29 protein-coding genes and 1 riboswitch are annotated in these 25,456 nt (G+C 73.0%); of the genes, 18 read left to right on the forward strand and 11 right to left on the reverse strand.

Going from position 1 to position 25,456, the window contains the following annotated elements; all coding sequences use genetic code 11:
- Positions 1-117 precede the first annotated feature (117 nt).
- From O7542_RS02195 to O7542_RS02220, 6 genes are all read left to right on the forward strand, one after another.
- Positions 118-1,176, forward strand: coding sequence for a PhoH family protein (locus O7542_RS02195; protein ID WP_030503125.1), 1,059 nt, complete (start codon positions 118-120; stop codon positions 1,174-1,176).
- A gap of 38 nt (positions 1,177-1,214) precedes the next feature.
- Complete coding sequence (gene ybeY / locus O7542_RS02200; protein ID WP_030503126.1) at positions 1,215-1,688, forward strand: rRNA maturation RNase YbeY; 474 nt, start codon at positions 1,215-1,217, stop codon at positions 1,686-1,688.
- On the forward strand, positions 1,664-3,073 hold the full coding sequence (locus tag O7542_RS02205) for a hemolysin family protein (protein ID WP_181373794.1): 1,410 nt from the start codon (positions 1,664-1,666) through the stop codon (positions 3,071-3,073). The genes ybeY and O7542_RS02205 overlap by 25 nt, the downstream gene beginning before the upstream one ends.
- The gene (locus tag O7542_RS02210; RefSeq protein ID WP_030503128.1) at positions 3,066-3,452 is read left to right on the forward strand and encodes a hypothetical protein; all 387 of its coding nucleotides are present in this window, start codon (positions 3,066-3,068) and stop codon (positions 3,450-3,452) included. Before O7542_RS02205 ends, O7542_RS02210 begins: the two co-directional genes overlap by 8 nt.
- The gene (gene era / locus O7542_RS02215) at positions 3,449-4,345 is read left to right on the forward strand and encodes a GTPase Era (RefSeq protein WP_064448689.1); all 897 of its coding nucleotides are present in this window, start codon (positions 3,449-3,451) and stop codon (positions 4,343-4,345) included. Before O7542_RS02210 ends, era begins: the two co-directional genes overlap by 4 nt.
- Positions 4,346-4,495: 150 nt before the next feature.
- Entirely contained in the window at positions 4,496-5,674 is a 1,179-nt protein-coding gene (locus O7542_RS02220; protein ID WP_043329018.1) for an acyltransferase, read from the forward strand.
- Positions 5,675-5,680: 6 nt separating this feature from the next.
- On the opposite strand, the gene O7542_RS02225 is transcribed toward O7542_RS02220, so the two are convergent.
- Entirely contained in the window at positions 5,681-6,460 is a 780-nt protein-coding gene (locus O7542_RS02225; RefSeq protein WP_043331022.1) for a DUF4097 family beta strand repeat-containing protein, read from the reverse strand.
- A 102-nt stretch (positions 6,461-6,562) separates the two neighbouring features.
- Here O7542_RS02225 and recO point away from each other — a divergent pair, with 102 nt between their 5' ends.
- From recO to O7542_RS02245, 4 genes are all read left to right on the forward strand, one after another.
- Positions 6,563-7,435: a DNA repair protein RecO gene (gene recO, locus O7542_RS02230; RefSeq protein ID WP_043329020.1), complete on the forward strand. Its 873-nt coding sequence runs from the start codon at positions 6,563-6,565 to the stop codon at positions 7,433-7,435.
- On the forward strand, positions 7,432-8,244 hold the full coding sequence (locus O7542_RS02235) for an isoprenyl transferase (RefSeq protein ID WP_166457763.1): 813 nt from the start codon (positions 7,432-7,434) through the stop codon (positions 8,242-8,244). Before recO ends, O7542_RS02235 begins: the two co-directional genes overlap by 4 nt.
- A gap of 70 nt (positions 8,245-8,314) precedes the next feature.
- Positions 8,315-8,500, forward strand: a complete 186-nt coding sequence (locus tag O7542_RS02240) for a hypothetical protein (protein WP_013287960.1) — start codon at positions 8,315-8,317, stop codon at positions 8,498-8,500.
- Between the two features lie 121 nt (positions 8,501-8,621).
- The gene (locus tag O7542_RS02245; protein ID WP_043329023.1) at positions 8,622-8,846 is read left to right on the forward strand and encodes a hypothetical protein; all 225 of its coding nucleotides are present in this window, start codon (positions 8,622-8,624) and stop codon (positions 8,844-8,846) included.
- 15 nt (positions 8,847-8,861) lie between these two features.
- Here the strand turns inward: O7542_RS02245 and gndA are convergent, their stop codons facing one another.
- Entirely contained in the window at positions 8,862-10,304 is a 1,443-nt protein-coding gene (gndA, locus tag O7542_RS02250) for an NADP-dependent phosphogluconate dehydrogenase (RefSeq protein WP_281605613.1), read from the reverse strand.
- A gap of 344 nt (positions 10,305-10,648) precedes the next feature.
- Here gndA and O7542_RS02255 point away from each other — a divergent pair, with 344 nt between their 5' ends.
- Positions 10,649-10,942: a hypothetical protein gene (locus O7542_RS02255; RefSeq protein WP_069087973.1), complete on the forward strand. Its 294-nt coding sequence runs from the start codon at positions 10,649-10,651 to the stop codon at positions 10,940-10,942.
- A gap of 275 nt (positions 10,943-11,217) precedes the next feature.
- On the opposite strand, the gene O7542_RS02260 is transcribed toward O7542_RS02255, so the two are convergent.
- The 3 genes from O7542_RS02260 to O7542_RS02270 all read right to left on the reverse strand — a co-directional run bounded on the left by O7542_RS02260 (position 11,218) and on the right by O7542_RS02270 (position 14,132).
- Positions 11,218-12,018 (reverse strand): energy-coupling factor transporter transmembrane component T, encoded by an 801-nt coding sequence (locus O7542_RS02260; protein WP_113972678.1) that lies wholly within the window; start codon positions 12,016-12,018, stop codon positions 11,218-11,220.
- The gene (locus tag O7542_RS02265) at positions 12,015-13,433 is read right to left on the reverse strand and encodes an ABC transporter ATP-binding protein (RefSeq protein WP_113972677.1); all 1,419 of its coding nucleotides are present in this window, start codon (positions 13,431-13,433) and stop codon (positions 12,015-12,017) included. Before O7542_RS02265 ends, O7542_RS02260 begins: the two co-directional genes overlap by 4 nt.
- 108 nt (positions 13,434-13,541) lie before the next feature.
- Positions 13,542-14,132 (reverse strand): ECF transporter S component, encoded by a 591-nt coding sequence (locus O7542_RS02270; protein WP_064448685.1) that lies wholly within the window; start codon positions 14,130-14,132, stop codon positions 13,542-13,544.
- Positions 14,133-14,207: 75 nt separating this feature from the next.
- Positions 14,208-14,314: riboswitch (TPP riboswitch) on the reverse strand.
- 76 nt (positions 14,315-14,390) lie between these two features.
- On the opposite strand from O7542_RS02270, the gene O7542_RS02275 reads away from it, so the two are divergent.
- The 4 genes from O7542_RS02275 to O7542_RS02290 all read left to right on the forward strand — a co-directional run bounded on the left by O7542_RS02275 (position 14,391) and on the right by O7542_RS02290 (position 18,650).
- Positions 14,391-15,227 carry an alpha/beta hydrolase gene (locus O7542_RS02275; protein ID WP_199495982.1) on the forward strand — a complete coding sequence of 279 codons (837 nt, stop codon included), beginning with the start codon at positions 14,391-14,393 and terminating at the stop codon, positions 15,225-15,227.
- Positions 15,224-15,973, forward strand: coding sequence for an SIS domain-containing protein (locus O7542_RS02280; protein WP_030503141.1), 750 nt, complete (start codon positions 15,224-15,226; stop codon positions 15,971-15,973). Before O7542_RS02275 ends, O7542_RS02280 begins: the two co-directional genes overlap by 4 nt.
- A gap of 91 nt (positions 15,974-16,064) precedes the next feature.
- The gene (locus O7542_RS02285) at positions 16,065-16,568 is read left to right on the forward strand and encodes a DUF6328 family protein (RefSeq protein WP_043329032.1); all 504 of its coding nucleotides are present in this window, start codon (positions 16,065-16,067) and stop codon (positions 16,566-16,568) included.
- 108 nt (positions 16,569-16,676) lie between these two features.
- Complete coding sequence (locus O7542_RS02290) at positions 16,677-18,650, forward strand: acyl-CoA dehydrogenase family protein (protein ID WP_274479214.1); 1,974 nt, start codon at positions 16,677-16,679, stop codon at positions 18,648-18,650.
- A gap of 399 nt (positions 18,651-19,049) precedes the next feature.
- Here the strand turns inward: O7542_RS02290 and O7542_RS02295 are convergent, their stop codons facing one another.
- The 6 genes from O7542_RS02295 to O7542_RS02320 form a co-directional block, all read right to left on the reverse strand.
- Complete coding sequence (locus O7542_RS02295; RefSeq protein ID WP_274479213.1) at positions 19,050-19,655, reverse strand: hypothetical protein; 606 nt, start codon at positions 19,653-19,655, stop codon at positions 19,050-19,052.
- Between the two features lie 52 nt (positions 19,656-19,707).
- Positions 19,708-20,010 (reverse strand): metalloregulator ArsR/SmtB family transcription factor, encoded by a 303-nt coding sequence (locus O7542_RS02300; RefSeq protein WP_030503145.1) that lies wholly within the window; start codon positions 20,008-20,010, stop codon positions 19,708-19,710.
- Positions 20,011-20,053: 43 nt separating this feature from the next.
- On the reverse strand, positions 20,054-20,929 hold the full coding sequence (locus O7542_RS02305) for a metal ABC transporter permease (RefSeq protein ID WP_043329036.1): 876 nt from the start codon (positions 20,927-20,929) through the stop codon (positions 20,054-20,056).
- Between the two features lies 1 nt (position 20,930).
- Positions 20,931-21,695, reverse strand: a complete 765-nt coding sequence (locus O7542_RS02310) for a metal ABC transporter ATP-binding protein (RefSeq protein WP_030503147.1) — start codon at positions 21,693-21,695, stop codon at positions 20,931-20,933.
- On the reverse strand, positions 21,692-22,633 hold the full coding sequence (locus tag O7542_RS02315; protein WP_210887406.1) for a metal ABC transporter substrate-binding protein: 942 nt from the start codon (positions 22,631-22,633) through the stop codon (positions 21,692-21,694). Before O7542_RS02315 ends, O7542_RS02310 begins: the two co-directional genes overlap by 4 nt.
- A gap of 88 nt (positions 22,634-22,721) precedes the next feature.
- The gene (locus O7542_RS02320; protein WP_030503149.1) at positions 22,722-22,985 is read right to left on the reverse strand and encodes a DUF6703 family protein; all 264 of its coding nucleotides are present in this window, start codon (positions 22,983-22,985) and stop codon (positions 22,722-22,724) included.
- Positions 22,986-23,012: 27 nt separating this feature from the next.
- Between O7542_RS02320 and O7542_RS02325 the strand changes: the two genes are divergently transcribed.
- The 3 genes from O7542_RS02325 (at position 23,013) to O7542_RS02335 (ending at position 25,415) form a co-directional block, all read left to right on the forward strand.
- A complete protein-coding gene (locus O7542_RS02325; RefSeq protein WP_030503150.1) occupies positions 23,013-23,354 on the forward strand; it encodes an antibiotic biosynthesis monooxygenase family protein in 342 nt (113 codons plus the stop codon).
- 94 nt (positions 23,355-23,448) lie between these two features.
- A complete protein-coding gene (locus tag O7542_RS02330; RefSeq protein ID WP_043329042.1) occupies positions 23,449-23,922 on the forward strand; it encodes a hypothetical protein in 474 nt (157 codons plus the stop codon).
- Between the two features lie 113 nt (positions 23,923-24,035).
- Positions 24,036-25,415: a glycine--tRNA ligase gene (locus O7542_RS02335; RefSeq protein WP_013475540.1), complete on the forward strand. Its 1,380-nt coding sequence runs from the start codon at positions 24,036-24,038 to the stop codon at positions 25,413-25,415.
- The last annotated feature ends 41 nt before the right edge of the window (positions 25,416-25,456 follow it).

Consider the following 25,456-nt stretch of genomic DNA (forward strand, 5'->3'; position numbering starts at 1 on the left):
TGGGCGCGGTGTGCGCGGTGCCGACCCGATACGATGGGAGGTAACCGTACGCCGCGCCAGCAGGGCCCGGCACAGAGAAGCGGAGAGCAGGTGGCGCAGGGCCCGACGGCCCGACCTATGACCGGCACCCCACCTCCCGGCACGCCGCGCGTGCAGACCAGGATCACGGTCGGAGACCAGAAGATCATGGTGAACCTGCTCGGCGCGGGCGACGAGATCCTGCGACTCGTCGAGCGTTCGGTCAACAGCGACGTCCACGTGCGCGGCAACGAGATCACCATCACCGGCGCGCCCGCCGACAACGCCCTCGCCGAGCGTCTCTTCAGTGAGCTGCTCGAACTGATCGAGAAAGGCGAGACCCTGACCACAGACGCGGTACGGCGTACCGTCGGCATGCTCGAGCAGGGCGGCGCCGAGCGGCCCGCCGAGGTTCTGACGCTCAACATCCTCTCCCGGCGCGGCCGCACCATCCGTCCCAAGACGCTCGGGCAGAAGAAGTACGTCGACGCGATCGACGCGCACACCATCGTCTTCGGCATCGGGCCGGCCGGCACCGGCAAGACCTACCTCGCGATGGCGAAGGCAGTGCAGGCGCTGCAGGCCAAGCAGGTCAACCGGATCATCCTGACCCGCCCGGCGGTCGAGGCGGGGGAGCGGCTGGGCTTCCTGCCCGGCACCCTGAACGAGAAGATCGACCCGTACCTGCGCCCGCTCTACGACGCGCTGCACGACATGCTCGACCCGGAGACCATCCCGAAGCTGATGGCCGCCGGGACGATCGAGGTCGCGCCGCTGGCATACATGAGGGGCCGCACGCTTAATGACGCGTTCATCATCCTGGACGAGGCGCAGAACACCACGCCCGAGCAGATGAAGATGTTCCTCACCCGGCTCGGCTTCGGCTCCAAGATCGTCGTCACCGGTGACGTCACCCAGGTGGACCTTCCCGGCGGGACGACCAGCGGCCTGCGCGTGGTCCGGGAGATCCTGAACAACGTCGAGGACGTGCACTTCGCCCAGCTCTCCAGCTCCGACGTGGTCCGCCACAAGCTGGTGGGTGAGATCGTCGACGCGTACGCCCGCTGGGACGCCGAGCGGGAGAACCAGCAGGCCCAGAGCGTGCACGCCGTACCCGGGCGGACCGCCCAGGGCGGCCGGGCCGGCCGGCGCCGCTGACCACCGGCGCAAGCCGTCACACCATCAGAGGAAGACAGTTGTCCATCGAGATCGCCAACGAGTCGGGTGTCGAGGTCGACACCGACGCCGTGCTCGCCGTCGCGCGGCACGCCCTCGACGAGATGGGGGTCAACCCCCTCGCCGAGCTGTCCGTGCTGCTCGTCGACATCGAGTACATGTCGGAGCTGAACCACCGCTGGATGGGCGGCGACGGCCCGACCGACGTGCTCGCCTTCCCCATGGACGAGGGCAGCGTCGACCACGGCCCGGGCGAGAGCGCCCCGGCCGGCGGTGAGCCGGCCCTGCTCGGCGACATCGTGCTCTGTCCGGAGGTGGCGGCCAAGCAGGCCGCCGTGGCCGGGCACTCGGCGGCCGACGAGCTGCACCTGCTCACCGTGCACGGCGTGCTGCACCTGCTGGGCTACGACCACGCCGAGCCCGAGGAGGAGCGGGAGATGTTCGGTCTCCAGGCCCGGCTGCTGGCCAGCTGGCGGTCGACCCGGTCGCGGTGATGGACACCTTGGCGGCGGTCCGCGCGCCCGCCGGCCTGCCCGATCTTCAACTCCTGGTCTTCGCCGCCGGGCTGGTGGTCCTCGCCGGCCTGATCGCGATGACCGAGGCGGCGCTCGCAGCGGTCTCCCCGGCCCGCGCCGCGGAGCTGACCCGGGACGGGGCGCGCGGCGGGCGGGCCCTGCAGGTGGTCGCCGGTGACGTGGTCCGCCATCTGAACCTGCTGCTCCTGCTGCGGCTGCTGGCCGAGCTGACCGCCACCACGCTGGTCGCGCTGGTGGCTGTGGACACGTTCGGCGCGGGCTGGCGGGCGGCGCTGGTGACCGCCGGCGCCATGACAGTGGTGAGCTTCGTGGTGGTCGGGGTCGGGCCGCGCACGATCGGCCGCCAGCACGCGTACGCGGTCGGCCGGGCGGTCGCGCCGCTGGTGCGCTGGCTGGGCCGCGCGCTCAACCCGCTGGCGTCGCTGCTGATCCTGATCGGCAACGCGGTCACCCCGGGCAAGGGTTTCCGCGAGGGGCCGTTCGCGACCCAGGTGGAGTTGCGGGAGCTGGTCGACCTGGCCGAGCAGCGCGGAGTGGTGGAGCACGGCGAGCGCCAGATGATCCACTCGGTCTTCGCGCTCGGCGACACCATCGCGCGCGAGGTGATGGTGCCGCGTACCGAGATGGTGTGGATCGAGGAGCGCAAGACGCTCGCCCAGGCGCTGGCGTTGTTCCTGCGCTCCGGGTTCAGCCGCATCCCGGTGATCGGCGAGAACGTCGACGACGTGCTCGGCGTGCTCTACCTCAAGGACCTGATCCGGCGGGTGCAGGGCGACCAGGCGGCCCGGCAGATGCCGGTGGCCGAGCTGATGCGCCCGGCCACGTTCGTGCCGGAGTCCAAGCCGGTGGACGACCTGCTCTCGGAGATGCAGGCGGCCCGCAACCACCTGGTCATCGTCGTCGACGAGTACGGCGGCACCGGTGGGCTGGTCACCATCGAGGACATCCTGGAGGAGATCGTCGGGGAGATCACCGACGAGTACGATGTCGAGCGCCCGCCGGTCGAGCATCTGCCGGACGGGGCCGTGCGGGTGACCGCGCGGCTGCCGGTGGAGAATCTGGGCGAGCTGTTCGACACCGAGCTGCCCACCGACGAGGTGGAGACGGTCGGTGGCCTGCTGGCGCAGGCGCTCGGCCGGGTGCCCATCCCGGGCGCCGAGGCCGAGGTGGCCGGCCTGCGGCTGATGGCCGAGGGCACCACCGGCCGGCGCAACCGGATCGACACGGTTCTGGTGAGCCGCGTCGACCGGGGCGACGCGCCGGAGGGCGCGAACCGAAACGACCCGCCCGATTCCCGTGGCGACAACAACCGTTCCGAGGAGAGGCAATCCGCCGATGCCTGAGACACCCGCCGTGCCCGCCGCCCTGCCCACCCCGGCCGATCCGGCCGAGCTGAGCGCCGAGGACGCCAAGCTCGTCGTGCTGGCCCGGGGCGCGCGGGGCCGGGTGGCGGCAGTGGAGGGCGCCGCGGTCCGCGACCAGGACGGCCGGACGTACGCGGCGGCGAGCGTTGCGCTGCCGTCGTTGACGCTCACCGCGCTTCAGCTGGCTGTCGCTTCGGCGGTGGCGGCGGGCGCGAGCCGGCTGGAGGCCGCTGTGGTGGTGACCGAGGCGTCGACGCTGGACGGGGCGGGGCACGCGGCGGTGCGTGACCTGTCCGCCGACGCGCCGATCCACGTGGCCGCGCCGGACGGCGCCGTGCTCGGCACGGTGGTCGAGTGACCACGCCTGAGGCGCGTCCCTACCGGGCCGGTTTCGCCTGTTTCGTCGGGCGGCCGAACGCCGGCAAGTCGACGCTCACGAACGCGATCGTCGGCACCAAGATCGCGATCACCTCGAACAAGCCGCAGACCACCCGGCACATCATCCGGGCGGTGCTGCACCGGCCGGACTCGCAGCTCGTGCTGGTCGACACCCCGGGCCTGCACCGCCCCCGCACGCTGCTGGGGGAGCGCCTCAACGACCTGGTCCGGGAGACGTGGAGCGAGGTCGACGTGATCGGCCTGTGCGTGCCGGCGAACGAGCCGGTCGGCCGGGGCGACCGTTTCATCACCGGCGAGCTGGCGAGCCTGAAGGCCACCGTGCTGGCGGTGGTGACGAAGACCGACCTGGTGGACAAGAAGCGGCTGGCCGAGCAGTTGCTCGCAGTCAGCGAGCTGGGCGAGTTCGCCGCCGTGGTGCCGGTCAGCGCGGTCTCCGGGCACCAGGTCGACACGCTCGTCGACGTGATGACCGGCTACCTGCCGCCCTCGCCGCAGCTCTACCCGGACGACATGCTCACCGACGACCCGGAGCAGGTCCTGGTGGCGGAACTGGTCCGCGAGGCGGCGCTGGAGGGCGTACGCGACGAGCTGCCGCACTCCATCGCGGTGGTGGTCGAGGAGATGATCCCGGAGGGCAACCTCACCAAGATCTACGCCGACGTGTACGTCGAGCGGTCGAGCCAGAAGGCCATCGTCATCGGCCACCGGGGCAGCCGCCTCAAGCACGTCGGCACCACCGCCCGGCGGCAGATCGAGGAGCTGCTCGGCACCCGGGTCTACCTCGACCTGCACGTACGGGTGGCGAAGGACTGGCAGCGCGACCCGAAGCAGCTGCGCAAGCTCGGCTTCTGAGCCCTCGGCCGGGCGTGCTCGGCGACGGGTGATCAGGATCAGTCAGGCCTATGGGACATCTCACTTTTCATAGGCGTCTGTGGTTGTTTCGAGGTGTCCGGGAGCAGGGTAGGGACCATTGTCTCTGCCCCCGGACCCCGCCGCGAGCTGATGCGAAACCGCTATCTGGACCTGCTGCGCTTCCTGGCCATCCTCCGAGTCGTCACGTACCACGTCACCGGCTACGCCACGCTCACGCTGGTGTTCCCGGCGATGTCGGTGATGTTCGCCCTGGCCGGGTCGCTGATGGCCGCGTCGCTGGACCGCAGCGGGGTGGGCGCGGTCGGGCGGCGGCTGCGCCGGCTGCTGCCGTCGCTGTGGGTGGTCGCCGCCGTCTTCGTGCCGGCCATGCTGCTCACCGGGCTGGCGTTCGGCCCGAAGGTGCTGCTCTGGCTGTTCCCGATCAGTGACCCACCGGCCAACTACTGGGGCGGGCTGGCGCTCAGCCCGATCTGGTACCTGCGGGACTACCTGTGGTTCGTGCTCGCCTCACCGTTCGTGCTGTGGCTGTTCCGCCGGGCGCCGCTGCCCACGCTGGCCGCGCCGTACCTGCTCCTGGTCGCGATCGAGGCCGGCATCCTGGCGAACCCGCCGACGGTGCTGCGCGAGTTCGGCCTCTACTTCGGCGCCTGGCTGCTCGGCTTCGCCCACCACGACGGGCTGCTGCGCCGGATGCGCAACCGGGTGCTGCTGCCGGTGGCCGCCGTCGTCGGCGCGGCCGGCCTTGCCTGGATCTTCACCCATCCCGGCCCGCGCGGGTACGACATCAACGACATCCCGCTGGGCAACGCGCTCTGGTCGGCCGCGTTCATCCTGGTCGCGATCGGCCGCGCGCCGGCCGGGGTGACCTGGGTCGACCGCGTGCCGGCGCTCGGCCGCGCGGTGACGGTGGTGAACCGGCGCGCGCTGACCATCTACCTCTGGCACATGCCGTTCGTGGTGGCGCTCACCCCGCTCGTCGGCCTGGTCGGCTGGTCGCCACGCGACCCGGTCGGCCTGTGGCTGCGGGTGGGGCTGGTCTTCGCGCTGGTCGGCGTGGTGACGCTGATGGTCGGCTGGGTCGAGGACGTGGCCGCCCGGCGTACCCCGGAACTGCTTCCCGGCAGGCCGCGGCGGACCGTGGCGGAGCGGGCGGCGGCCGCCCCGGCCAGCCCGGCTCCCGCCGGCGCCCAGGACGGGCTCGTGGGCGCCGGCGCCCGGATCCCGTCGCCGCGCCGCGCGGTGGACCGGGCGGACGACCCGCCGCCGGGCGCGGGCGGCCACCGGCGGGACGCCCCGGCCGCCGACTGACCGCGCTCAGCGGCTGGTGACCGTCACGTTCCCGCTGGTGGCGGAGACGTCCAGCAGCACTGACGCGCCCGGGTCGTCGGTCACCGTCACGTCGGTGTCCCCGGATCTCGCCTCGGCCCGCACCCGGTAGCGGCCGGCCGGCACGGCCAGGTCCACGTCCCCGCTGGTGGCGTGCAGCCGGGCCGGAGCGGGCTGGTCCAGTTCCACGACGACGTTGCCGGAGGTGGTCTCGGCGTCGACCGCGGAGGCGAGGCGCCGGGCCTCGATGTCGCCGGAACGGGCCCGCAACCGCACCGGGCGGGCCGCCTCGACCACCCGGATGTTGCCGGACGTGGACGACGCGCGGACCTCTCCGGTGGCGCCCCGGATGGTCAGGTCGCCGGAGCTGAGCGTGAACTCCACCGCCCCGATCTCGGTCAGGTCGACGTTGCCCGAGGCGGTCCCGCCCTTCACCGCCACGCCGGGCGGCGCGGTCACCTCCCAGGAGATGCTGCACCGGTGACCGCAGTCGGTGGGCAGCACGAGTTCGTCGCCCTTGATCTCGTACCGGCTGGTCGGCTCGTCGCCCTGGTAGCGGACGACGCGCTTGATCCGTACCTGGTCGGCCGGGCCGTTGGCCCGGACCACGACGTCCCCGGAGCCGTCTTCCGTCACGGTGATCCGGGTGATCTTCGCCTGCTCGGTGTGGTCGTAGTCGAGTCGGCGGAACGAGAGGGTGTCACACCCGGAGAGAACGATGAGCGTGGCGGCAGCGGTCGCGGCCACCGCGGTACGGAGCGAAGCCATGGCCAGCACACTAGGTCCGGCCCGGCGCCCGGCACATCGGGGATCGCCCGCCGGTCCACCCCGAGCCGACCCTGAGATCGCACCCGGAGGGAGAATGGCCTGATGGCCGGGTACCGCCGACAGCTCTACCGCGACGACGCGGTGGTGCTGCGTGTGCAGAAGCTGGGCGAGTCCGACCGGATCATCACGCTGTTCACCCGCCGGCACGGCCGGTTGCGCGCGGTGGCCCGGGGCGTGCGGCGCACCACGAGCCGGTTCGGCGCCCGGCTGGAGCCGTTCGGGCACGTCGACCTCCAGCTCGCCGGTGACCCCAAGGGCAACCAGGGCAGCTCGCTGCACACCGTCAGCCAGGTCGAGGCGATCGAGCTGTACGGCAAACGGTTCCTCGGCGACTACCCCCGCTACACGGCCGCCAGCGCGATCGCCGAGACCGCCGAGCGGCTCACCCCGGTCGAGCGCGAACCGTCGCTGCGGCTGTTCCAGCTCACCCTCGGCGCGATGAAGTCGCTGGCCCGCGGCGAGCACGCCACCACGCTGGTGCTCGACGCGTACCTGCTGCGCGGCATGGCGTTCGCCGGCTGGGCGCCGGCGCTCGCCGCCTGCGCGGTCTGCGGCGAGCCGGGCCGGCACCGCGCGTTCTCCGTACCGGCCGGCGGCGCCGTCTGCCCGGACTGCCGGCCCCCCGGCGCCGCCCACCCCGCGCCCGCCACGCTGGAGCTGATGTCCGCGCTGACCTCCGGCGACTGGGGGTACGCCGACGCGGCCGAGACCGGCGTACGCCGGGAGTGCAGCGGGCTGGTCGCGGCGCACCTCCAGTGGCATCTGGAACGCGCGCTACGCTCGCTGCCGCTGGTCGACCGGGGCGCCCCGGCGGCCGGCGCGGTCCCGTCGCCCGGCGGCGCGGGACCGGATGTGGCCCCGCCGCGCTCCGGCGCCGGGCCCGTCGCCGGTGTGAACAGGGAGATGACCGAGTGATCCGATCGACGAGGGCGACCCGCCGCGAGCCGGTCCCGCCGACCCCGCACCCCTCCGGGGCCCGTCCGCCGGCGCTGCCGCCCGCCGCGGTGCCCCGGCACGTCGCCATCGTGATGGACGGCAACGGCCGCTGGGCCAAGGAGCGCGGGCTGCCCCGCACCAAGGGGCACGAGCAGGGCGAGCACAGCCTCTTCGACACCGTCGAGGGCGCGATCGAGATGGGGATTCCCTACCTGTCGGCGTACGCGTTCTCCACCGAGAACTGGCGGCGCTCGCCCGACGAGGTCCGCTTCCTGATGGGCTTCAACCGCGACGTCATCCGTCGCCGCCGCGACCAGCTCGTCGACCTGGGCGTACGGGTGGTCTGGTCGGGCCGCGCGGGCCGGCTGTGGAAGAGCGTCATCTCCGAGCTGCAGACCGCCGAGGAGATGTCGCGCGGCAACTCGACGCTGACGCTGCAGTTCTGCGTCAACTACGGCGGCCAGGCGGAGATCGCCGACGCCGCCGCCGGGATCGCCCGCGACGTCGCCGCCGGCCGGCTGGACCCGGCCAAGGTGAACGAGAAGACTGTCGCGCGGTACCTCTACCACCCCGAGGTGCCCGAGGTCGACCTGTTCCTGCGCCCCTCCGGCGAGCAGCGCATCTCCAACTTCCTGCTCTGGCAGACCGCGTACGCCGAACTGGTCTACCTGGACACGCTCTGGCCCGACTTCGACCGCCGCCACCTCTGGTACGCCTGCGAGCTGTACGCCCAGCGCGACCGCCGCTTCGGCGGCGCCCTGCCCAACCCGGTCGCCCCGGGCGCCTGAGGGGGCAGGCTTACCGGCGCGCCGCTCTGGGTACCGATACCTCCAGACAGCAAACGCGGAGGTGAACCACATGATTCAGAAGCGGATCGCGCAGTGGGCGGTCATGGCGGTCGCCGTGCCGCTGGCGGCGGCCGGTGCGCGCCGGCTCAGCCACACCCTGGAGGCCCGTCGCGGCCCGTCCGGGGTGAGCCGTCTGCTGACCAAGGGCGCCGACCTGATCCGGCCGCAGAAGGCCAGGCGTCGCCGGTTCTTCTGACCTGCGACGTCGGCCCGACCGGTACGCCCCGCATCCGGCTTTACCGCCGGGCGCGGGGCGTTGCGCTCTACGATCGGCGCAGGGCGCGCCGCCGGGTGCGCGCCCGCCACGGGGGTGGAGGATGCGCGATCTCCGGTACGAGATGACTGCTGCCCTGGCCGCCGCCGACCTGGTGGAACCGGACCGCCGGGACGCGGTCGCCGGGCTGTGCGCCGAGCTGGCCGAGCGGTGGTGCGCCGAACTGGGGCACACCCCGGCGGTCCGCTCCGGCGAGATCGGCGAACTGGCGGCCGGCGAGCCGGCGGCCGGCTGGGCGCCCGACCCGCACGCCCAGCGGGCCTGGTGAGGTGTCCGGCCGGGCTCACGCCTCCACTTCGGAGCGGTCGCCCGCCCAGAGCGTGTGGAACGAGCCGTCCCGGTCCACCCGGTGGTAGGTGTGCGCGCCGAAGTTGTCCCGCAGCCCCTGGATCAGCGCGGCCGGCAGCCGCTGCGCCCGCAGCGCGTCGAAGTAGGCCAGCGACGACCCGAAGGCCGGTGCCGGCACGCCCGCCCGGGCCGCGTCGGCCACCACCCGTCGCCAGGCCGGTACGCCGGCGCTGACCCGCTCGGCGAACCACGGCGCGACGAGCAGCGTCGCCAGGTCCGGCTCCGCGTCGTACGCCTCGCGGATGCGGTCCAGGAAACCGGCCCGGATGATGCAGCCACCCCGCCAGATGGTGGCCGTGCCGCCGAGGTCGATGTTCCAGTCGTATTCCCGGCTGCCGGCGCGGATGTGGTCGAAGCCCTGCGCGTACGCGACGATCTTGCTGGCCAGCAGCGCGCGGCGCACGTCCTCGACGAACGTCTCCCGGTCGTCCACCTGCCACTTCTCGCCCGCGTCGGCGAACACCCGGCGGGCGGCCTCGCGCTGGCCGGCGTGCCCGGACAGCGACCGGGCGAACGTGGCCTCGGCGATGCCGGTGATCGGAATGCCCAGGTCGAGCGCGCTCTGCACGGTCCAGCGGCCGGTGCCCTTCTGCTCGGCCTGGTCGAGCACCACGTCGACGAACGACTGACCGGTGGCCGCGTCGGTGTGGCCGAGCACGTCGGCGGTGATCTCGATGAGGAACGACCCCAGCTCGCCGCCGTTCCACTCCCGGAAGATCTCCGCGATCTCCGCCGGGCTCGCCGACAGACCGGCCCGCAACAGGTCGTACGCCTCGGCGATGAGCTGCATGTCGGCGTACTCGATGCCGTTGTGCACCATCTTCACGAAGTGGCCCGCGCCGTCCGGCCCGACGTGCCGGCAGCAGGGCTCGCCGTCCACGTGCGCGGCGATCTTGGAGAAGATCGGCCCCAGCTTCTGGTACGACTCGGCCGACCCGCCGGGCATGATGCTCGGGCCGAGCAGCGCGCCCTCCTCGCCGCCGGACACGCCGGTACCGACGAAGTGCAGCCCGTGCGCGCGCAGCGCCTCCTCCCGGCGGCGGGTGTCGGCGAAGTGCGCGTTGCCGCAGTCGACGACGATGTCGCCCTCCTCCAGCAGCGGGACCAGCTCGTCGATCACCGCGTCGGTCGGGGCGCCGGCCTTCACCATCACGATCACCGCGCGGGGCCGCTCCAGCGAGCCGACGAAGTCCGCGAGCGACTCCGACGGCACGAACGTGCCCTCGTCGCCGTGCTCCGCGACCAGGCTGCGGGTACGTTCCGGCGACCGGTTGTGCACCGCCACGGCGAAGCCGTTGCGGGCCAGGTTCCGGGCCAGGTTGCGGCCCATCACCGCCAGACCGGTGACCCCGATCTGCGCCGTCGCCTGCTCTGCCATGCGTACCGCCACCTCTCGTCCGTACTGCCGTGCTGCGACCGTATCGCGGCCGTCGAGGATGTGGGCCACGGTGTCCACAGGGCGTGACCGGTGGGTGGCCGTACGTCCCTCGGCTTAATTCGGCTGCGGGACTCGCCGGTGGCGCGATAGCGTTGCCGCATGCGTATGTGACGCCCCACCTCCGAGCCCGGTCCACCGCCGCGAGTGCCGTGGACCCGTCCTGCTCCGGGCGTCCGCATCCTTCCCCGCCACCGTCGGTCGCGGTGTCTGTCGTGATCGGAATGCGCCGGAGTCCTCGCTCGGCGCGTCCCGGTCGGCGCGCCCGCACGACAGGAGGCCCGCGGATGCCCGCGAAGCGCAATCCGAAGAAGTCCCGCAAACAGTCCTCGCCGCAGGTGACCGCGCCGGCGCTCGACGCGCTCACCGCGCCGCCCGCAGTGGTGCTCCCGACGGAGCCGGTGGCGTCCGCCGTGTCCCTGGACGCGGCGCCGCATTCGGCGTCACCGGAGACTCCGGTCCTGCTCAGCGCGCCCGCGACGCCGCCCCGATCCGGCCCACCGGCAGGGCGGCAGGCCCGGGTCACCGGGCGCAGCCAGCGCGCCGGCCAGACCCGCTTCTACGCGTTCCGCCGGAGCTGACCGGCAGGCCGGTTCCCGTCGCCCGCTGCCCGGGCAGGCCCCTCATCCGGGTCCTTGCCCGGGCAGCGTTTCTCCTTCCCGCCGCTCGCCCCCACCGCCGGTGTCCCTAGAGATCTAGGAAGATTTCGGCCCCTATAGGGACCATTTCCTACCAAGATCTTCCCCGACGCCGGTCGATCATGAAGTTGGCGGCGACAAAACGGGCAACCCGTGCCGTCAACTTCATGATCAACGGGGCGGGGCGGGGCAGGGCGAGGGCGGGGGCGAGGGTGGGGTCAGCCGATCAGGGGGCGGAAGGTGCCCAGGGCGATGCTTGTCGCCAGAGCGGCGGCGGCCAGGAGGGCCGCTCCCACGACCAGCAGCGTGTCCGCGCCGGTGAAGCGCTGCGGGCGGGCCACGGTGCGCGGCGTGCCCGCGTCGAAGCCCCGGGCGTCCATCGCGACGGCGAGCCGTGTACCGCGCCGGATCGCGCCCACCAACAGCGTGAACGCGGTCGACCCGAACAGCCGCAGCTTCGCCACCGGATTGCGGCCGGCGTCCACGCCACGGGCCCGCCGGGCCATGCTGATCATCCGCCATTCCTGCTCCAGCAGCGGCACCATCCGGAACGCGGCCAGCGCGCCGATGGCGAACCGGGCGGGCGCCTTCGCGTTCTGGATCAGCGCGTCGGCCAGGTCGGTCGGGTCGGTGGTGGCGAACACGACGATGCCGGGCAGCGCCACCGCGAGCATCCGCAGCACCAGGCCCAGCGCCGTGACGAGCACCCCTTCGGTGACCAGGATCGGCCCGGCCTGGAGCAGCACCGGGCCGGAGCGGTCGGCCGCGAAGAGCACAAGCGTGACCAGGATGCCGACGGCACCGGCGAGCAGCGGCCACGCCCGGCGGGCCAGCACCCGGTAGCGAACACCGAACAGCGGCAGCACCGCGAGTTCGACGGCGATGGCGACGGCCGGGGCCACCGGATCGAGCGTCGCCACCAGGATCAGCGTGAACACCATCGCGGCGGCCAGCTTCGCCACCGGGTTGCGCCGGGCCAGCGGAGCGCCCGGCGCGGCGACCGGTTCGACGTTGATCACGAGGACGCCCCCAGGGTGAGCGTCCGGTCGGCCAGCGCGGCCACGAAGTCCTCGTCGTGGGTCACCGCCACCACGCCGTGCCCGGCGTCGCGCAGCTCGGCGAGCAGGTCGATCAGTTCCAGCCACGTGCGCCGGTCCTGGCCGAACGTGGGCTCGTCGCAGATCAGCAGGCGGGGCGCGGTGGCCAGGGCCGTCGCCACGCTCAGCCGCCGCGCCTCGCCACCCGAGAGGGTGTACGGGTTGGCGCCGGCCAGCCGGTCCAGCCGCAGCCGCTCCAGCAGGGCGTCCACTGTGGCGCTGACCGCTGCCTGGGGCTGCCCGGTGCGGCGCGGGCCGAGCGCCAGCTCGTCGCGGACGGTGGCGGTGACGAACTGGTGTTCCGGGTCCTGGAACACCGAGCCGATCCGGCGTACCAGCGCGGGCGCCCGCCAGCGGTACGGGGGAGTGCGCGCGTCCCGCCCGGCCAGTTCCGCCGACGCGGTGACGCCGCCCGTGCCGGGTTTCAGCAGGCCGCCCAGGAGCAGCGCCAGCGTGGACTTGCCGGCCCCGTTGGGGCCGAGGACGGCGAGCGCCTCGCCGGCGCGTACCCGAAGATCGGTGGGGTCGAGCCGCGGGGGCAGGCCGAGCCGCTCCGCGGTGAGCAGCACGTCGCCGGGCGGCGTGGTGGCGTGCCGGGGTGGCGTGACGTGGCCGGGTACCCAGACCCCGGCGGCGGCCAGCGCGTCGCCGTGCGCGGCGAAGACCGCAGCGGGCGGCCCGTCGGCGCGCACCCCGCCGCCCGGTTCCAGCACCACCACGCGGTCGACCAGCGGCAGCGCCTCGGTGACCCGGTGCTCCACCAGGACCATCGTGGTGTCCGGGTCGAGCGCGTTCGCGACGGCCCGGCGGATCAGCGCGGCGCCGGCCGGGTCGAGGTTGGCGGTGGGCTCGTCCAGCAGCAGCAGTCCGGGGCGCAGCGCGAGCGTGCCGGCCAGGGCGAGCCGCTGCTGCTCGCCGCCGCTGAGCGCGGCGGTCGGCCGGTCCCGGTCGTACGGGAAGCCGACCCGGCGCAGCGCCTCGTCGACGCGGGGCCAGATCTCCCCGGCGGGCACGCCCCGGTTCTCCAGCCCGAACGCGACGTCGTCGCCGGAACGGGCCATGACGAGCTGGGTCTGCGGATCCTGGAACAGGATGCCGACGCGCTCGCGGGCCTTGCGCGGGTCCAGCCCGTCGATCTCGACGGTGCCCTCCTGCTCGCCGGAGTCCTCCGGCAGCAGCCCGGCCAGCGCCGCCAGCAGCGTGCTCTTACCGGCGCCGGAGGGTCCGAGCAGCAGCACCCGCTCGCCGCTCTCCACGCGCAGATCCACCCCGCGCAGAGCCCAGCGTTTCCGTCCCCCGTGCCGCCACCCGAACCCCCGCAGCACCACCCCGCTCACCGCCCACCACCCCCTCTCCCGGCCCAGCCTGCGTGATCAAGGAGTTCGCGTCCGGAAAACCGTGCCCGGCGGACGCAAACTCCTTGATCACCGGGGCGGGGCGAGCCGTCAGACCAGGGCTCGGTCGCGGCCGGCGGGGAAGCGGTCCAGGACGCCGGTGTTCGCCAGCGCGCGGGTGAGGGCCACCGCACCCAGGCCGGCCACCAGCAGACAGCTGAGCACGCCGAACGCGATGTAGGGCAGCCGGAACGTCGTCCAGCTCGTGCCGGGGTACCAGTAGAGAGCGTCGAACAGCGTGGCGAAGAGGCCGCCGCACGCGCCGGCGAGCGCCGCCGTGAGCGGCCGGTGGAGGCGGTACCGGGTGGCCGCGAAGACCGCCTCGACGCCCAGGCCCTGCACCGCGCCCTGGAGGATCGCCATCGCACCGTAGGGGGAGCCGAGCAGCACCGAGACGGCCGAGGCGACGGTCTCGGTGAGCAGCGCCGCTCCCGGCTTGCGGACGATGAGCGCGCTCAGCACGGCCGGGATGAGCCAGACGCCGTACATGACCGACTGGAGCGGGGCGAAGAAGGCGAACGGCCCGTCGCTGCCCTTCCAGAGGATGTTCCAGAGCTGGAACACGACGCCGAAGGTGACGGCGATGACCGAGGCGACGACGATGTCGACGGTACGCCAGCGGTTGCTGTCGGTGTGGTTCACGGTTGGCTCCCAGTTCGTCGAGGTGAACCAGGAGAAGACGCACGCCGCGCCCGGTGGTCACCGGACGGCGACGCGGCTGGAGGTCGACCGAACTCCCTGCGCTGGCATTACCCAGATCAGGTTCGAGGGTCTGCGGGCACCGGCCCGCACTCTCAGCGCTGTGCGCTCCCCTGTCGGATGTGAAGTTGTCTCGTCGCAGACGCTAGCACCGACCACGGGCCCCGGCCCAGCAGGGCGAGTGTCGGTATGGTGGCGATCATGCTGGTGGATGCGCGGGGACTGACGTTCGAGGTACGCGCCGGCGGCCCCGAGGGCGGTGACCCGGTCCTGCTGCTGCACGGATTCCCGCAGCACTCCGGCGAGTGGGACGCGGTGACGCCCGCGCTGCACGCCGCCGGGCTGTGCACGTACGCGCTCGACCAGCGCGGCTACTCGCCCGGCGCGCGTCCGGCGGACGTCGGGGCGTACCGGATTCCGGAGCTGGTGGCCGACGCGGCCGGCGTGCTGGATTCCCTCGGGGTGACCCGCGCCCACCTGGTCGGCCACGACTGGGGCGCGATCGTGGCGTGGGGTCTGGCGGCGGCGCACCCGGAGCGGGTGCGGACGCTGACCGCGGTGTCGGTGCCGCACCCGGCCGCGATGGGGCACGCGCTCGCCACCGACCCGCGGCAGAAGGTCAAGTCCGCGTACATAGCGTTGTTCCGTAAGCCCGGTACGGCGGAGCGGGTGCTGCTGGCGTGGAACGCCGCCACGCTGCGCAAGCTGCTCAGCGGCGTGGGCGACGCCGGCGCGGTGGCCCGGTACGCCGAGCCGATGCGCGAGCCGGGGGCGTTGACGGCGGCGCTGAACTGGTACCGGGCGATGACCGGGGCGGACATGAAGGCGGTCGCCCCGGTCGGGGTGCCCACCACGTTCGTCTGGAGCGACAAGGACGTGGCGATCGGCCGGACGGCCGCGCAGGCGTGCGCCGCGCACGTCACAGGTGACTACCGGTTCGTGACGCTGCCCGGCGTCAGCCACTGGATCCCGGACGAGGCGCCCGGCCCGCTGGCCGAGGCGATCCTCGCCCGGTGCGCAGGAACGGAGGAGGCATGACGGTGAGCGCCGAGGCGTACCTGGCGGTGGTGACCGAGACGATCGGCCGGGTCGCCGCCGAGCAGCGGCGCAACGTGGCCGACGCGGCCGACCTGATCGCAGCGGCGCTGCGCGCCGATGGTGTGGTGCACGCGTTCGGCACCGGGCACTCCGAGGCGCTGGCCATGGAGATCGCCGGTCGGGCCGGCGGGCTGGTGCCCACGAACCGGATCGCGTTGCGTGACCTGGTGCTGGTCGGCGGCGATCCGGCCGACGTGCTCGGCCCGAAGCTGGAACGCGACCCGGCGGTGGCGCACCGCCTCTACGAGCTGGCGCCGATCCGGCCGCAGGACGTGTTCGTGCTCGCCTCGAACTCGGGCGTGAACGGGGCGATGGTCGAGTTCGCGTCCATCGTGAAGGAACGCGGGCACGGGCTGGTGGCGATCACGTCGGCGCAGCACTCGGCCCGGATGACGTCGCGGCACCCGTCCGGCCGCAAGCTCGCCGACTTCGCCGACGTGGTGCTGGACAACGGCGCCCCGTACGGCGACGCCACGCTGCCGCTGCCGGGCGGCGGCGCGGTGGGCGCGGTCTCGTCGATCACCGCGGCGCTGCTCGCCCAGCAGATCGTCGCCGAGGTGGTGGCCCGGCTGGTCGCGGCGGGGGAGCGTCCGCCGGTCTACCTGTCCGCGAACATCACCGGCGGCGACGAGCACAACGCCGAGCTGGAGGCACGGTACGCGGGGCGGATCCGCCGCGGTTCCTGAACCGGTTTCGTGATCATCCGTACGGGGCACAGGCGGTCCTGCCGGTGGGCGTTCACCCGCCGGCCGTGCCGTCTCCCGGGGAGGTCCGCGAGTGTCGAAGGAATCCGAGAAGCAGCGCTGGCAGCGCAACTTCGCCGATCTGTTGCAGGAGCTGCGCGTCGCGCAGACCGGCGTGCAGATCCTGTTCGCCTTCCTGCTGACGCTGCCGTTCAGCGCCGGGTTCGACCGGACCACCGAGTTCCAGCGTGACGTCTACATCCTGGCGCTGCTGACCGCCGCCGCGTCCGCCGCGATGATCATTTCTCCGGTGGCGTTCCACCGGGCGCTGTTCCGCCAGGGCCGCAAGCCGGAACTGGTCCGCTTCGCCCACCGGATGGCCACCGGCGGCCTGTTCTTCATGCTGATCGCGATGGTCAGCTCGGTCCTGCTGGTCTCCGACTTCGTGCTGGACCGGCCGATCGCGTTCCTGCTCAGCGCGCTCACCGGCCTCTGGTTCCTGATCTTCTGGGCGATCCTGCCGTTCAGCCGCCGCAACTGGGGCGACGACGACATCGACGACGAGGACGACGACCCGCAGACGCTCACCGGCGGCTGACCGTCCGCCAAATCGGACGTGCACGCGGCGCTACCCCTGGGTAACACCCGGGGGTAGCGTCGTTTTCGTCGAGCGCGTCGACGCAGCCGGACCGACGAGGAGGCAGCCGTGACCACGACACAGAACAGCCGGCCCGAGTCCCCCGACGGCGCGGAGCCGCTGCCCGGAGAGGCGGGCCAGGTCACCGAGAAGGAGGCCCGCCAGGTCGCCGAGGCGGCCCGCGAGTCGGCCTGGGACCGGCCCAGCTTCGGCAAGGAGTTGTTCCTCGGCCGGTTCCGGCTCGACCTGATCGACCCGTGGCCCCGCCCCGACCCGGCCGAGGTGGCCCGTGCCGACGAGTTCCTCGGCTCGCTGCGGGCGTACCTGGGGTCCGAGGTGGACGGTGAGGCGATCGAGCGGGACGCGCGCATCCCTGACGAGGTGTTCCACGGACTGGCCGGGCTGGGCGCGTTCGGCATGAAGATCGACCGCAAGTACGGCGGACTGGGGCTGAGCAACCTGCACTACTGCCGGGCGCTGATGCTCGTCGGCTCGGTGAGCCCGGCGGTCAGCGCGCTGCTCTCCGCGCACCAGTCGATCGGCGTGCCGCAGCCGCTGAAGATGTTCGGCACGCCCGAGCAGAAGGACCGGTTCCTGCCCCGGCTAGCCGCCGGTGAGGTTTCCGCGTTCCTGCTCACCGAGCCGGACGTCGGCTCCGACCCGGCCCGGCTCGCCACCACCGCCGAGCCGACGGCGGACGGCACCGGCTACCGGCTCAACGGGGTGAAGCTGTGGGCCACCAACGGCACGCTCGCCACCCTGCTCGTGGTGATGGCCCGGGTGCCGGCCGGCGAGGGGCGGCGCGGCGGCATCACCGCGTTCGTGGTGGAGGGCGACAGCGACGGCATCACCGTCGAGCGGCGCAACTCCTTCGTCGGGCTGCGCGGCCTGGAGAACAGCCTCACCCGCTTCCACGACGTGTTCGTGCCGGCCGAGAACGTGATCGGCGGCGAGGGCAAGGGCCTGAAGATCGCGCTGACCACGTTGAACACCGGCCGTCTCTCGCTGCCGGCCATGTGCGTGGGCGCCGGGAAGTGGGCGCTGAACGTGGCCCGGGAGTGGGCGGCGGACCGGGTCCAGTGGGGCCGACCGGTGGCCGAGCACGAGGCGGTGGCGAAGAAACTGTCGTTCATCGCCGCCACCACGTACGGCATGGAGTCCATGCTCGACCTGTCCTGCATGCTCGCCGACGACGACCGCAACGACATCCGGATCGAGGCGGCGCTGGTCAAGCTCTACGCCAGCGAGATGGCGTGGCGGATCGCCGACGAGCTGATCCAGATCCGCGGCGGACGCGGGTACGAGACGGCCGACTCGCTCGCCGCCCGGGGCGAACGGCCCGCCGCCGTCGAGCAGCTCCTGCGTGACCTGCGGATCAACCGGATCTTCGAGGGCTCCACCGAGATCATGCACCTGCTTATCGCCCGCGAGGCGGTCGACGCGCACCTGTCGGTGGCGGGCGACATCATCGACCCGGACGCCGGGCTGGGCCGCAAGGCGAAGGCGGGCGCGCGGGCCGGCGCCTTCTACGCGAAGTGGCTGCCCACGCTCGCTGTCGGCAAGGGGCAGACGCCCGGGGCGTACCAGGAGTTCGGGCCGCTGGCCGGGCACCTGCGCCACGTCGAGCGGACCTCCCGCAAGCTGGCCCGGTCGACGTTCTACGCGATGTCCCGGTGGCAGGGGAAGATGGAGCGTAAGCAGGCGTTCCTCGGCCGGGTGGTGGACATCGGCGCGGAGCTGTTCGCGATGAGCGCGGTCTGCGTCCGGGCCTACGCCGAGCGGGACGCGCACCCGGAGAACGTCGAGCTGGCCGACCTGTTCTGCCGTCAGGCGCGGCTGCGCGTCGACGAGCTGTTCACCGGCCTGTGGTCGAACACCGACTCGGTCGACGTGGCCGCCGCCAAGCGGATCGTCGCCGGCCGGTACGCCTCGCTGGAGGACGGCGTCCTCACGCCGCCCGCCGACCTGCCGTGGGTGGCGCGCTGGGAACCGGGGCCGTCCACCGCCGAGGACGTGCGCCGCCGCATCCCGCCGGCCCGCTGACCAACCGCTACGCCTCGGCGCGCCCGCGCGGCGGTCGTCGTCCGCCGGTGCGGTGCCGGGTTCCGGCGTGCTGCGCCTGCGGACGGCGTCGCCCGTCGGTCCACGCGGGCGACTGCCCGGCCGCGCAGGAACTTCGGCCGCGCCCCACCGGTCTCCGTTCCCGAACCGGGGGAGCGAGCTGGTGTCGCGGCGTGGCCCGGGCCCGTGGCCGTGGTGCCGGACCTGCGGCGTGCCGTCGGACCGGCGGTCCTCAGGCGGGGCCAGCGACCCGTTACGCGGTGTCACGTGGTGCCAGAGGAAGGACTCTGTTTTTGGCGTTATGCCTCTCAGGCATATTTAAATATGACTCAGAGGCATAACGCCGAGAAGTGCATCAGCCGGGAGCCGGGAGCCGGTCCGTCAGCGGCCGCCGCGCAGCCCCAGCCCGCGCAGCTCCAGCGCGGCGAGCGCGTCGACAGTCGCGTCGTCGCCGCGCCGCCACGCCTCGGCGACGTCCGGCGCGATCCGGTTCAGCTTCGACAGCGGCTGACCGGCCAGCGCGCGCAGCGCCAGCAGGTCCCGGCCGGCCGGCGCGCCGGCCAGGGCCTTCGCCGCGGCGGCCCGGCGCATCCAGCGCACCCGCAGCGGCAGCCAGCCGAACAGCACCAGGCCGAGCGGGAACACCAGCACCGCGATGGTCAGCCCGAGCGCCAGCTGCCCGACCATCTCCTGCTGGTCGCGGCCGGCCTCGGCGACCGCGCGGGCGGCGTCGGCGGCCCGGGTGAACGGCGCGGTCAGCTCGTCGCCGACCAGCGGCACGCGGCCGACCTTGCCGCCGGCGTCGGCCAGGTTGTCGGCGAGGCCACCGCCGGCCCCCTCCAGCTTCTGCCCGGGTACGGCGAGCTTCTCGACCACGTCGTGCAGCCACAGCGCGAAGCGGATCGCCGCGTACACCCAGACCACCACGAGCAGGTCGGTGAGGAACTGGCGGGCGGCGGTGGGAAAGCGGTCGGCGTAAATCTTCACGCCGGACAGCCTGCCACGGCTCGGCCCTGCCGGCACGAGACAGTTTCGCGCCTCAGGAGGGCCCTTCACCGGCGTGGCTGACCGCGTCCGCCACGATGTGCGCGACGTGGTCGTCCACCAGGGCGTACGCGATCTCCCGGCCGCGCCGCGACCCGCGTACCACCCCGGCGCCGCGCAGCACCCGCAGGTGCTGGGAGACCAGCGGCTGTGGCGCGCCGAGCTTCTCGACCAGCTCGTGCACGCAGCGCTCGCCCTCGGCCAGCTCGCTGACGATCGCGAGCCGGATCGGGGCCGAGAGCGCGCGCAGCAGGTCACCCGCGCCCTCGAAGGCGTCGTACCCGTTCGTGCCGGTCACCCTGTAACGGTAACCAATCCCAGCTGCGTCAGCCGGTAGGGCCTCATCCGAGCAGCACCTCGTGCTCGGCGGGCTCGACCGGCGGCGCGGCCCGGTCGCTCCCGCTCCGGCGTCGCAGCGCCCGCACACCGGCCGCGCCGAGCGCGACCAGCAGGAACGAGCCGATCGCCACCAGCACCACCGACGCGCCGGGCGCGGTGTCAGCGGTGGCCGCCACCCAGACCCCGGCGCCGGCGGCGAACAGCCCCAGGGCCATGGCCGCCGCCATGGTGGACCGGAAGCCCCGGGTCACCTGCTGCGCGGTGGCCACCGGCACCACCATCAGCGCGCTGATCAGCAGCACCCCGACCGCCCGCATGGCGATGGTCACCGTGATCGCGGTGCCGACCGCGATGATCAGGTTCAGCGCGCGTACCGGCAGGCCGGAGACGCGCGCGTACTCCTCGTCGTGGCAGACCGCGAACAGCGCCGGGCGCAGCACCAGCATGGTCACCAGCAGCGCCGCGCCGAGCACGCCGATGGTGACCAGGTCGCCCTGCGAGGTGGTGGTCAGCGACCCGAACAGGTACGCGTTGAGCGCCCCGCTGCTGGCGTCGGAGAGCCCGACCAGCACCACGCCACCGGCGATGCCGCCGTAGAACAGCAGCGCCAGCGCCAGGTCGCCGGAGGTGCGCCCGTACGCGCGGACCAGCTCGATGACGATCGCGCCGAGCGTCGCGGCGATCACCGCCACCAGCACGGGAGAGCGGTTGAGCAGCAGGCCCGCGCCGACGCCGGTGAGCGCCACGTGCCCGATCCCGTCGCCGATCAGGGCCAGCCGCCGCTGCACCAGGTAGATGCCGAGCGCCGGCGCGGCCAGCCCGATGATCAGCGCGCCGACCAGGGCGCGGAGCATGAAGTCGTACTGGAAGAGGTCCATCTCAGATGCCTGTCCAGAGCCGGGCGGGCTCCTCGTCGCAGTGCGGGTGCACGTGCTCGTGGTCGGGGTCGGCGTGGTGGCCGGCGGGTTCCGGCACGGCGCCGTCGTGGGCGATGCCGCCCTGGTGCACCACCACGGCCCGGCTGATCAGCGGGCGCAGCGGGCCCAGCTCGTGCGCGACGAGCAGCACCGTGCCGCCGCCGTCGCGGAACGAGCGCAGCGCCCCGGCGAACGCCTCCTGGCTGGCCGCGTCCACCCCGGCGGTCGGCTCGTCGAGCACCAGCAGCTCCGGCCCGCCGGCGAGCGCGCGGGCGATCAGGGTGCGCTGCTGCTGGCCGCCGGAGAGCGTGGACACCGGGTCGCCGGCCCGGTCGGCGAGCCCGACGGCGTCCAGCGCCGCCGCCACCGCCTCCCGGTCCGCCCGTCCGGCGGGCCGCAGCACGCCGCGGCGGGCCAGCCGCCCGGACGCCACCACCTCGCGTACGGTGGCGGGCACTCCGCTGCCCGCGCCGAGCCGCTGCGGCACGTACCCGATTCGGTGCCACTGCCGGAAGCGGCGCTGCGGCGTGCCGAACAGGGCGACCGACCCGGCGCCGACCGGCACCAGGCCGAGCGCGGCGCGCACGAGCGTCGACTTGCCGGAGCCGTTGGCGCCGAGCACGGCGACCACCTCGCCGGCGGTCACTGTCAACGAGACGTCACGCAGCACCGGGCGGCCGTCGTAGCCGACTGTGGCGTGCGCGATCTCGATCACGGGTGGGGTCATGAACAGTCCAGAGCGGTTCGCAGGGTCTGCAGGTTGGTACGCATCGCGGAGAGGTAGTCGCCGTCGGCGGGCGGGCCCTCCAGCGGGTCCAGCACCGCCGTCTTCGCGCCCACCTCACGCGCGATCGTCTCGGCGACCTTCGGGCTGACCAGCGTCTCGAAGAAGATCGTGCCGGCCTGGTGCTCGCGGGCCTCCTCGGCGACCTCGGCGAGGCGCTGCGGCGACGGCTCGGACTCCGGGGTGAGCCCGCTGATGCCGATCTGCTCCAGTTGGTAGCGCTCGGTGAGGTAGCCGAACGCGGTGTGGCTGGTGACGATCTCCCGGCGCTTGCAGGTGCGCAGGCCGTCGGCGTACTCGGTGTCCAGCTTCGTCAGCTCGGCGCGCAGCGCGCCCGCGCGGGCGGTGTAGTCGGCGGCGTGCTCCGGGTCGGCCTTGCCGAGGCGCTCGGCGAGCTTGTCGCCGATGGTGGCCAGCCGGGTCGGGTCGAGCCAGACGTGCGGGTCCTTGCCGCCGCTCTCCCCGGAGTGCCCGGCCTCGCCCTCGTGGTCGTGGCCACCGGCGGCGGCGTCGCGCAGCGGCGTCACGCCCGCCACGTCGAACGCGCGGTCGCCGCCGTTCTGCTCCACCGCCTCGTCCACCGCCGGCTGGAAGCCGCTGAGGTAGACGACCACGTCGGCGTCGACGACCTGGCCGACCTGCCGTGGGTTGAGTTCCAGGTCGTGCGGCTCCGCGCCGGGCTTGGTCAGGTTGCTGACCGAGACCGTGTCGCCGCCGATCCGCTCGGACAGGAACTGCAGCGGGTAGAACGCGGCCACCACGCCGACCTTGCCCGGCTCGCTCGCGGCGCCGGTGCCGTCCGCGCAGGCGGTCAGGCCGGCGGCGGCGAGCAGGGCGGTTGCGGTGGCGGTCAGGACACGGCGGGGTGCGCGAACGGTCATGGGCTCAACTGTCCGCGACAACGAAAACTATTGTCAAAAACGCATGATTGCATGTCAGCGCAGGTCAGCTCGGCTCTGCTTCCGTACGTCAGCCGACCATGAGCTTCGCCAGCGCCACCGCGATCAACAGGGTGAGCATCACCAGCCGGAACATCCGGGTCGCCGGCGCCTGCACCGGCCAGGTGACCGACATCAGCCACACCAGGCCGCCGGCCAGCGCCAGCAGCAGGACGCCGCCCGCCGGGCCGGGCGCGAAGAGGCCGACCAGCATCAGGGCCAGTACGGCGAGGAACACCGCCGTCGGGTTGAGCCGTGCCAACCGGGACAGCACGGGACTCTGCGTACGCTGCATGCCACAAACTCTACGAGGAGGAACGCCGTGCTGGTCACCAACCGGTTCGTGGTGGAAGCCGAAACGGTGGACGAGTTCACCCGGGAGGCGCACGCCGCGCTGGCCGCGCTCGCCGCCCGCCCCGGCTACCTGCGCGGTGAGCTGCTGCGGGCGCTCGACGACCCGGACCACTGGTGCCTGCTCACCGAGTGGGAGTCGGTCGGGGCGTACCGGCGGGCGCTCGGCGGGTTCGACGTCAAGGTCACCGCCGTGCCGCTGCTCGCCCGATCGGTGGACGAACCGTCGGCGTACGAGACGCTCGCCAGCGCCGCCCCCGAGGGTGAGATCGTCGTCGTCGCCAGCGATCGGGCCGCAGGTCCTTACCGGTGAGTGCCGGGGCACTACCCTGGCGCGTATGACCGCTCCCGGACCGGCCGCACCACCCCCGTCGTCAGTTCCGCCCGCGCCGCCGGCGGACCCCGGGGTGCCCGCGCCGCCGCAGGGGCCCGGTGCCGCGCCGCCGTTCGCCGCCCCGCCCACCGAGGGCGGGCGGACCCGGCTCTGGCTCGGCCTCGGCGCGGGCGCGCTCGCCGTGCTGATCTGCTGCGGCGGAGGCGGCGCGGCGGTGGTCGGCCTGGCCGTGAGCAACGCCCAGGCGATCGGCGAGCAGGGCCGGGCCGTCACCAGCGACTACTACCAGGCACTGGTCGCCCGGGAGTGGTCCAAGGCGTACGACACGCTCTGCGACGACCTCCGCCGACGCGAACCGCGGCCCGAGTTCGTGCGGCGCGTCGCCACCGAGCCGCAGATCTCCGGCTACCGGGTCGGCGAGGTCGACATCACCACGCTCACCGTCCCGGTGGACGTCACGCTGGCCGGCGGTCGGCGGGAGGCGCAGACCGTGACGCTGGCGCCGGACCAGCAGACGGGCGGCGTGGAGGTCTGCGGGGTGAGCTGACCGGCCCCCGGTATTCTGCTGGGCTCGGGACGAACGCGGTCGTACCGTTGTCCCGAACAGCCCGGTTTTATCCATCTCAACCGCGCCGACCGCCAGCCGGCGTAGGAGGAAACATGCCAGCCGACCGTATCGACGCCGTCACCAGCCTCGCCAAGCGCCGGGGCTTCGTCTTTCCCTCCAGCGAGATCTACGGGGGCACCCGGTCGGCGTGGGACTACGGTCCGCTCGGCGTCGAGCTGAAGGAGAACGTCCGCCGGCAGTGGTGGCGGACCATGGTGCAGCAGCGCGACGACGTCGTCGGCCTCGACTCGGCGGTCATCCTGGCCCGCAAGGTCTGGGAGGCCAGCGGCCACATCGCCGAGTTCGTCGACCCGCTCACCGAGTGCCAGTCCTGCCACAAGCGGTTCCGGGCCGACCACCTGGAAGAGGCGTACGAGGCCAAGCACGGCAAGCCGCTGACCTCGCTGACGGAGCTGAACTGCCCCAACTGCGGCAACAAGGGCACCTTCACCGAGCCGAAGATGTTCAACGGCCTGATGAAGACCTACCTGGGCCCGGTGGAGAGCGACGAGGGCATGCACTACCTGCGCCCGGAGACCGCCCAGGGCATCTTCGTCAACTACAAGAACGTCGAGACGGTCGCCCGCAAGAAGCCGCCGTTCGGCATCGCGCAGACCGGCAAGTCGTTCCGCAACGAGATCACCCCCGGTAACTTCATCTTCCGGACCCGCGAGTTCGAGCAGATGGAGATGGAGTTCTTCGTCGAGCCCGGCACCGACGAGCAGTGGCACGAGTACTGGCTTTCCGAGCGCTGGAACTGGTACCTCGACCTCGGCCTGTCCGAGGAGAACCTGCGCTTCTACGAGCACCCCAAGGAGAAGCTCTCCCACTACTCGAAGCGCACCGTCGACATCGAGTACCGGTTCCGGTTCGGCGGCAGCGAGTTCGCCGAGCTGGAGGGCATCGCCAACCGCACCGACTTCGACCTGTCCACGCACAGCAAGCACTCCGGCGTCGACCTGTCGTACTTCGACCAGGGCAAGGGCGAGCGCTGGATGCCGTACGTGATCGAGCCGGCCGCCGGCCTCACCCGCGCGGTGCTGGCGTTCCTGCTCGAGGCGTACGACGAGGACGAGGCGCCGAACACCAAGGGCGGCGTGGACAAGCGCACCGTCATGCGCTTCGACCCGCGGCTGGCCCCGGTCAAGGTCGCCGTGCTGCCGCTGTCGCGTAACGAGGCGCTGTCGCCGAAGGCCAAGCAGCTCGCCACCGACCTGCGCAAGCGCTGGGTGGTCGAGTTCGACGACTCGCAGGCGATCGGCCGCCGCTACCGCCGGCAGGACGAGATCGGTACGCCGTTCTGCGTCACCGTCGACTTCGACACGCTCGACGACAACGCCGTGACGGTCCGGAACCGGGACACCATGGCCCAGGAGCGCGTCTCGCTGGACCAGGTCGAGCGCTACCTGATCGAGCGCCTCCCCGGCTGCTGACCTTGCTGTAAGGAAGGGCCCCTTCTTAACGCCTCGCGTAG

It is taken from the genome of Micromonospora sp. WMMC264 (assembly GCF_027497275.1).
In the GTDB taxonomy this organism is placed as follows: Bacteria; Actinomycetota; Actinomycetes; order Mycobacteriales; family Micromonosporaceae; genus Micromonospora; species Micromonospora chalcea.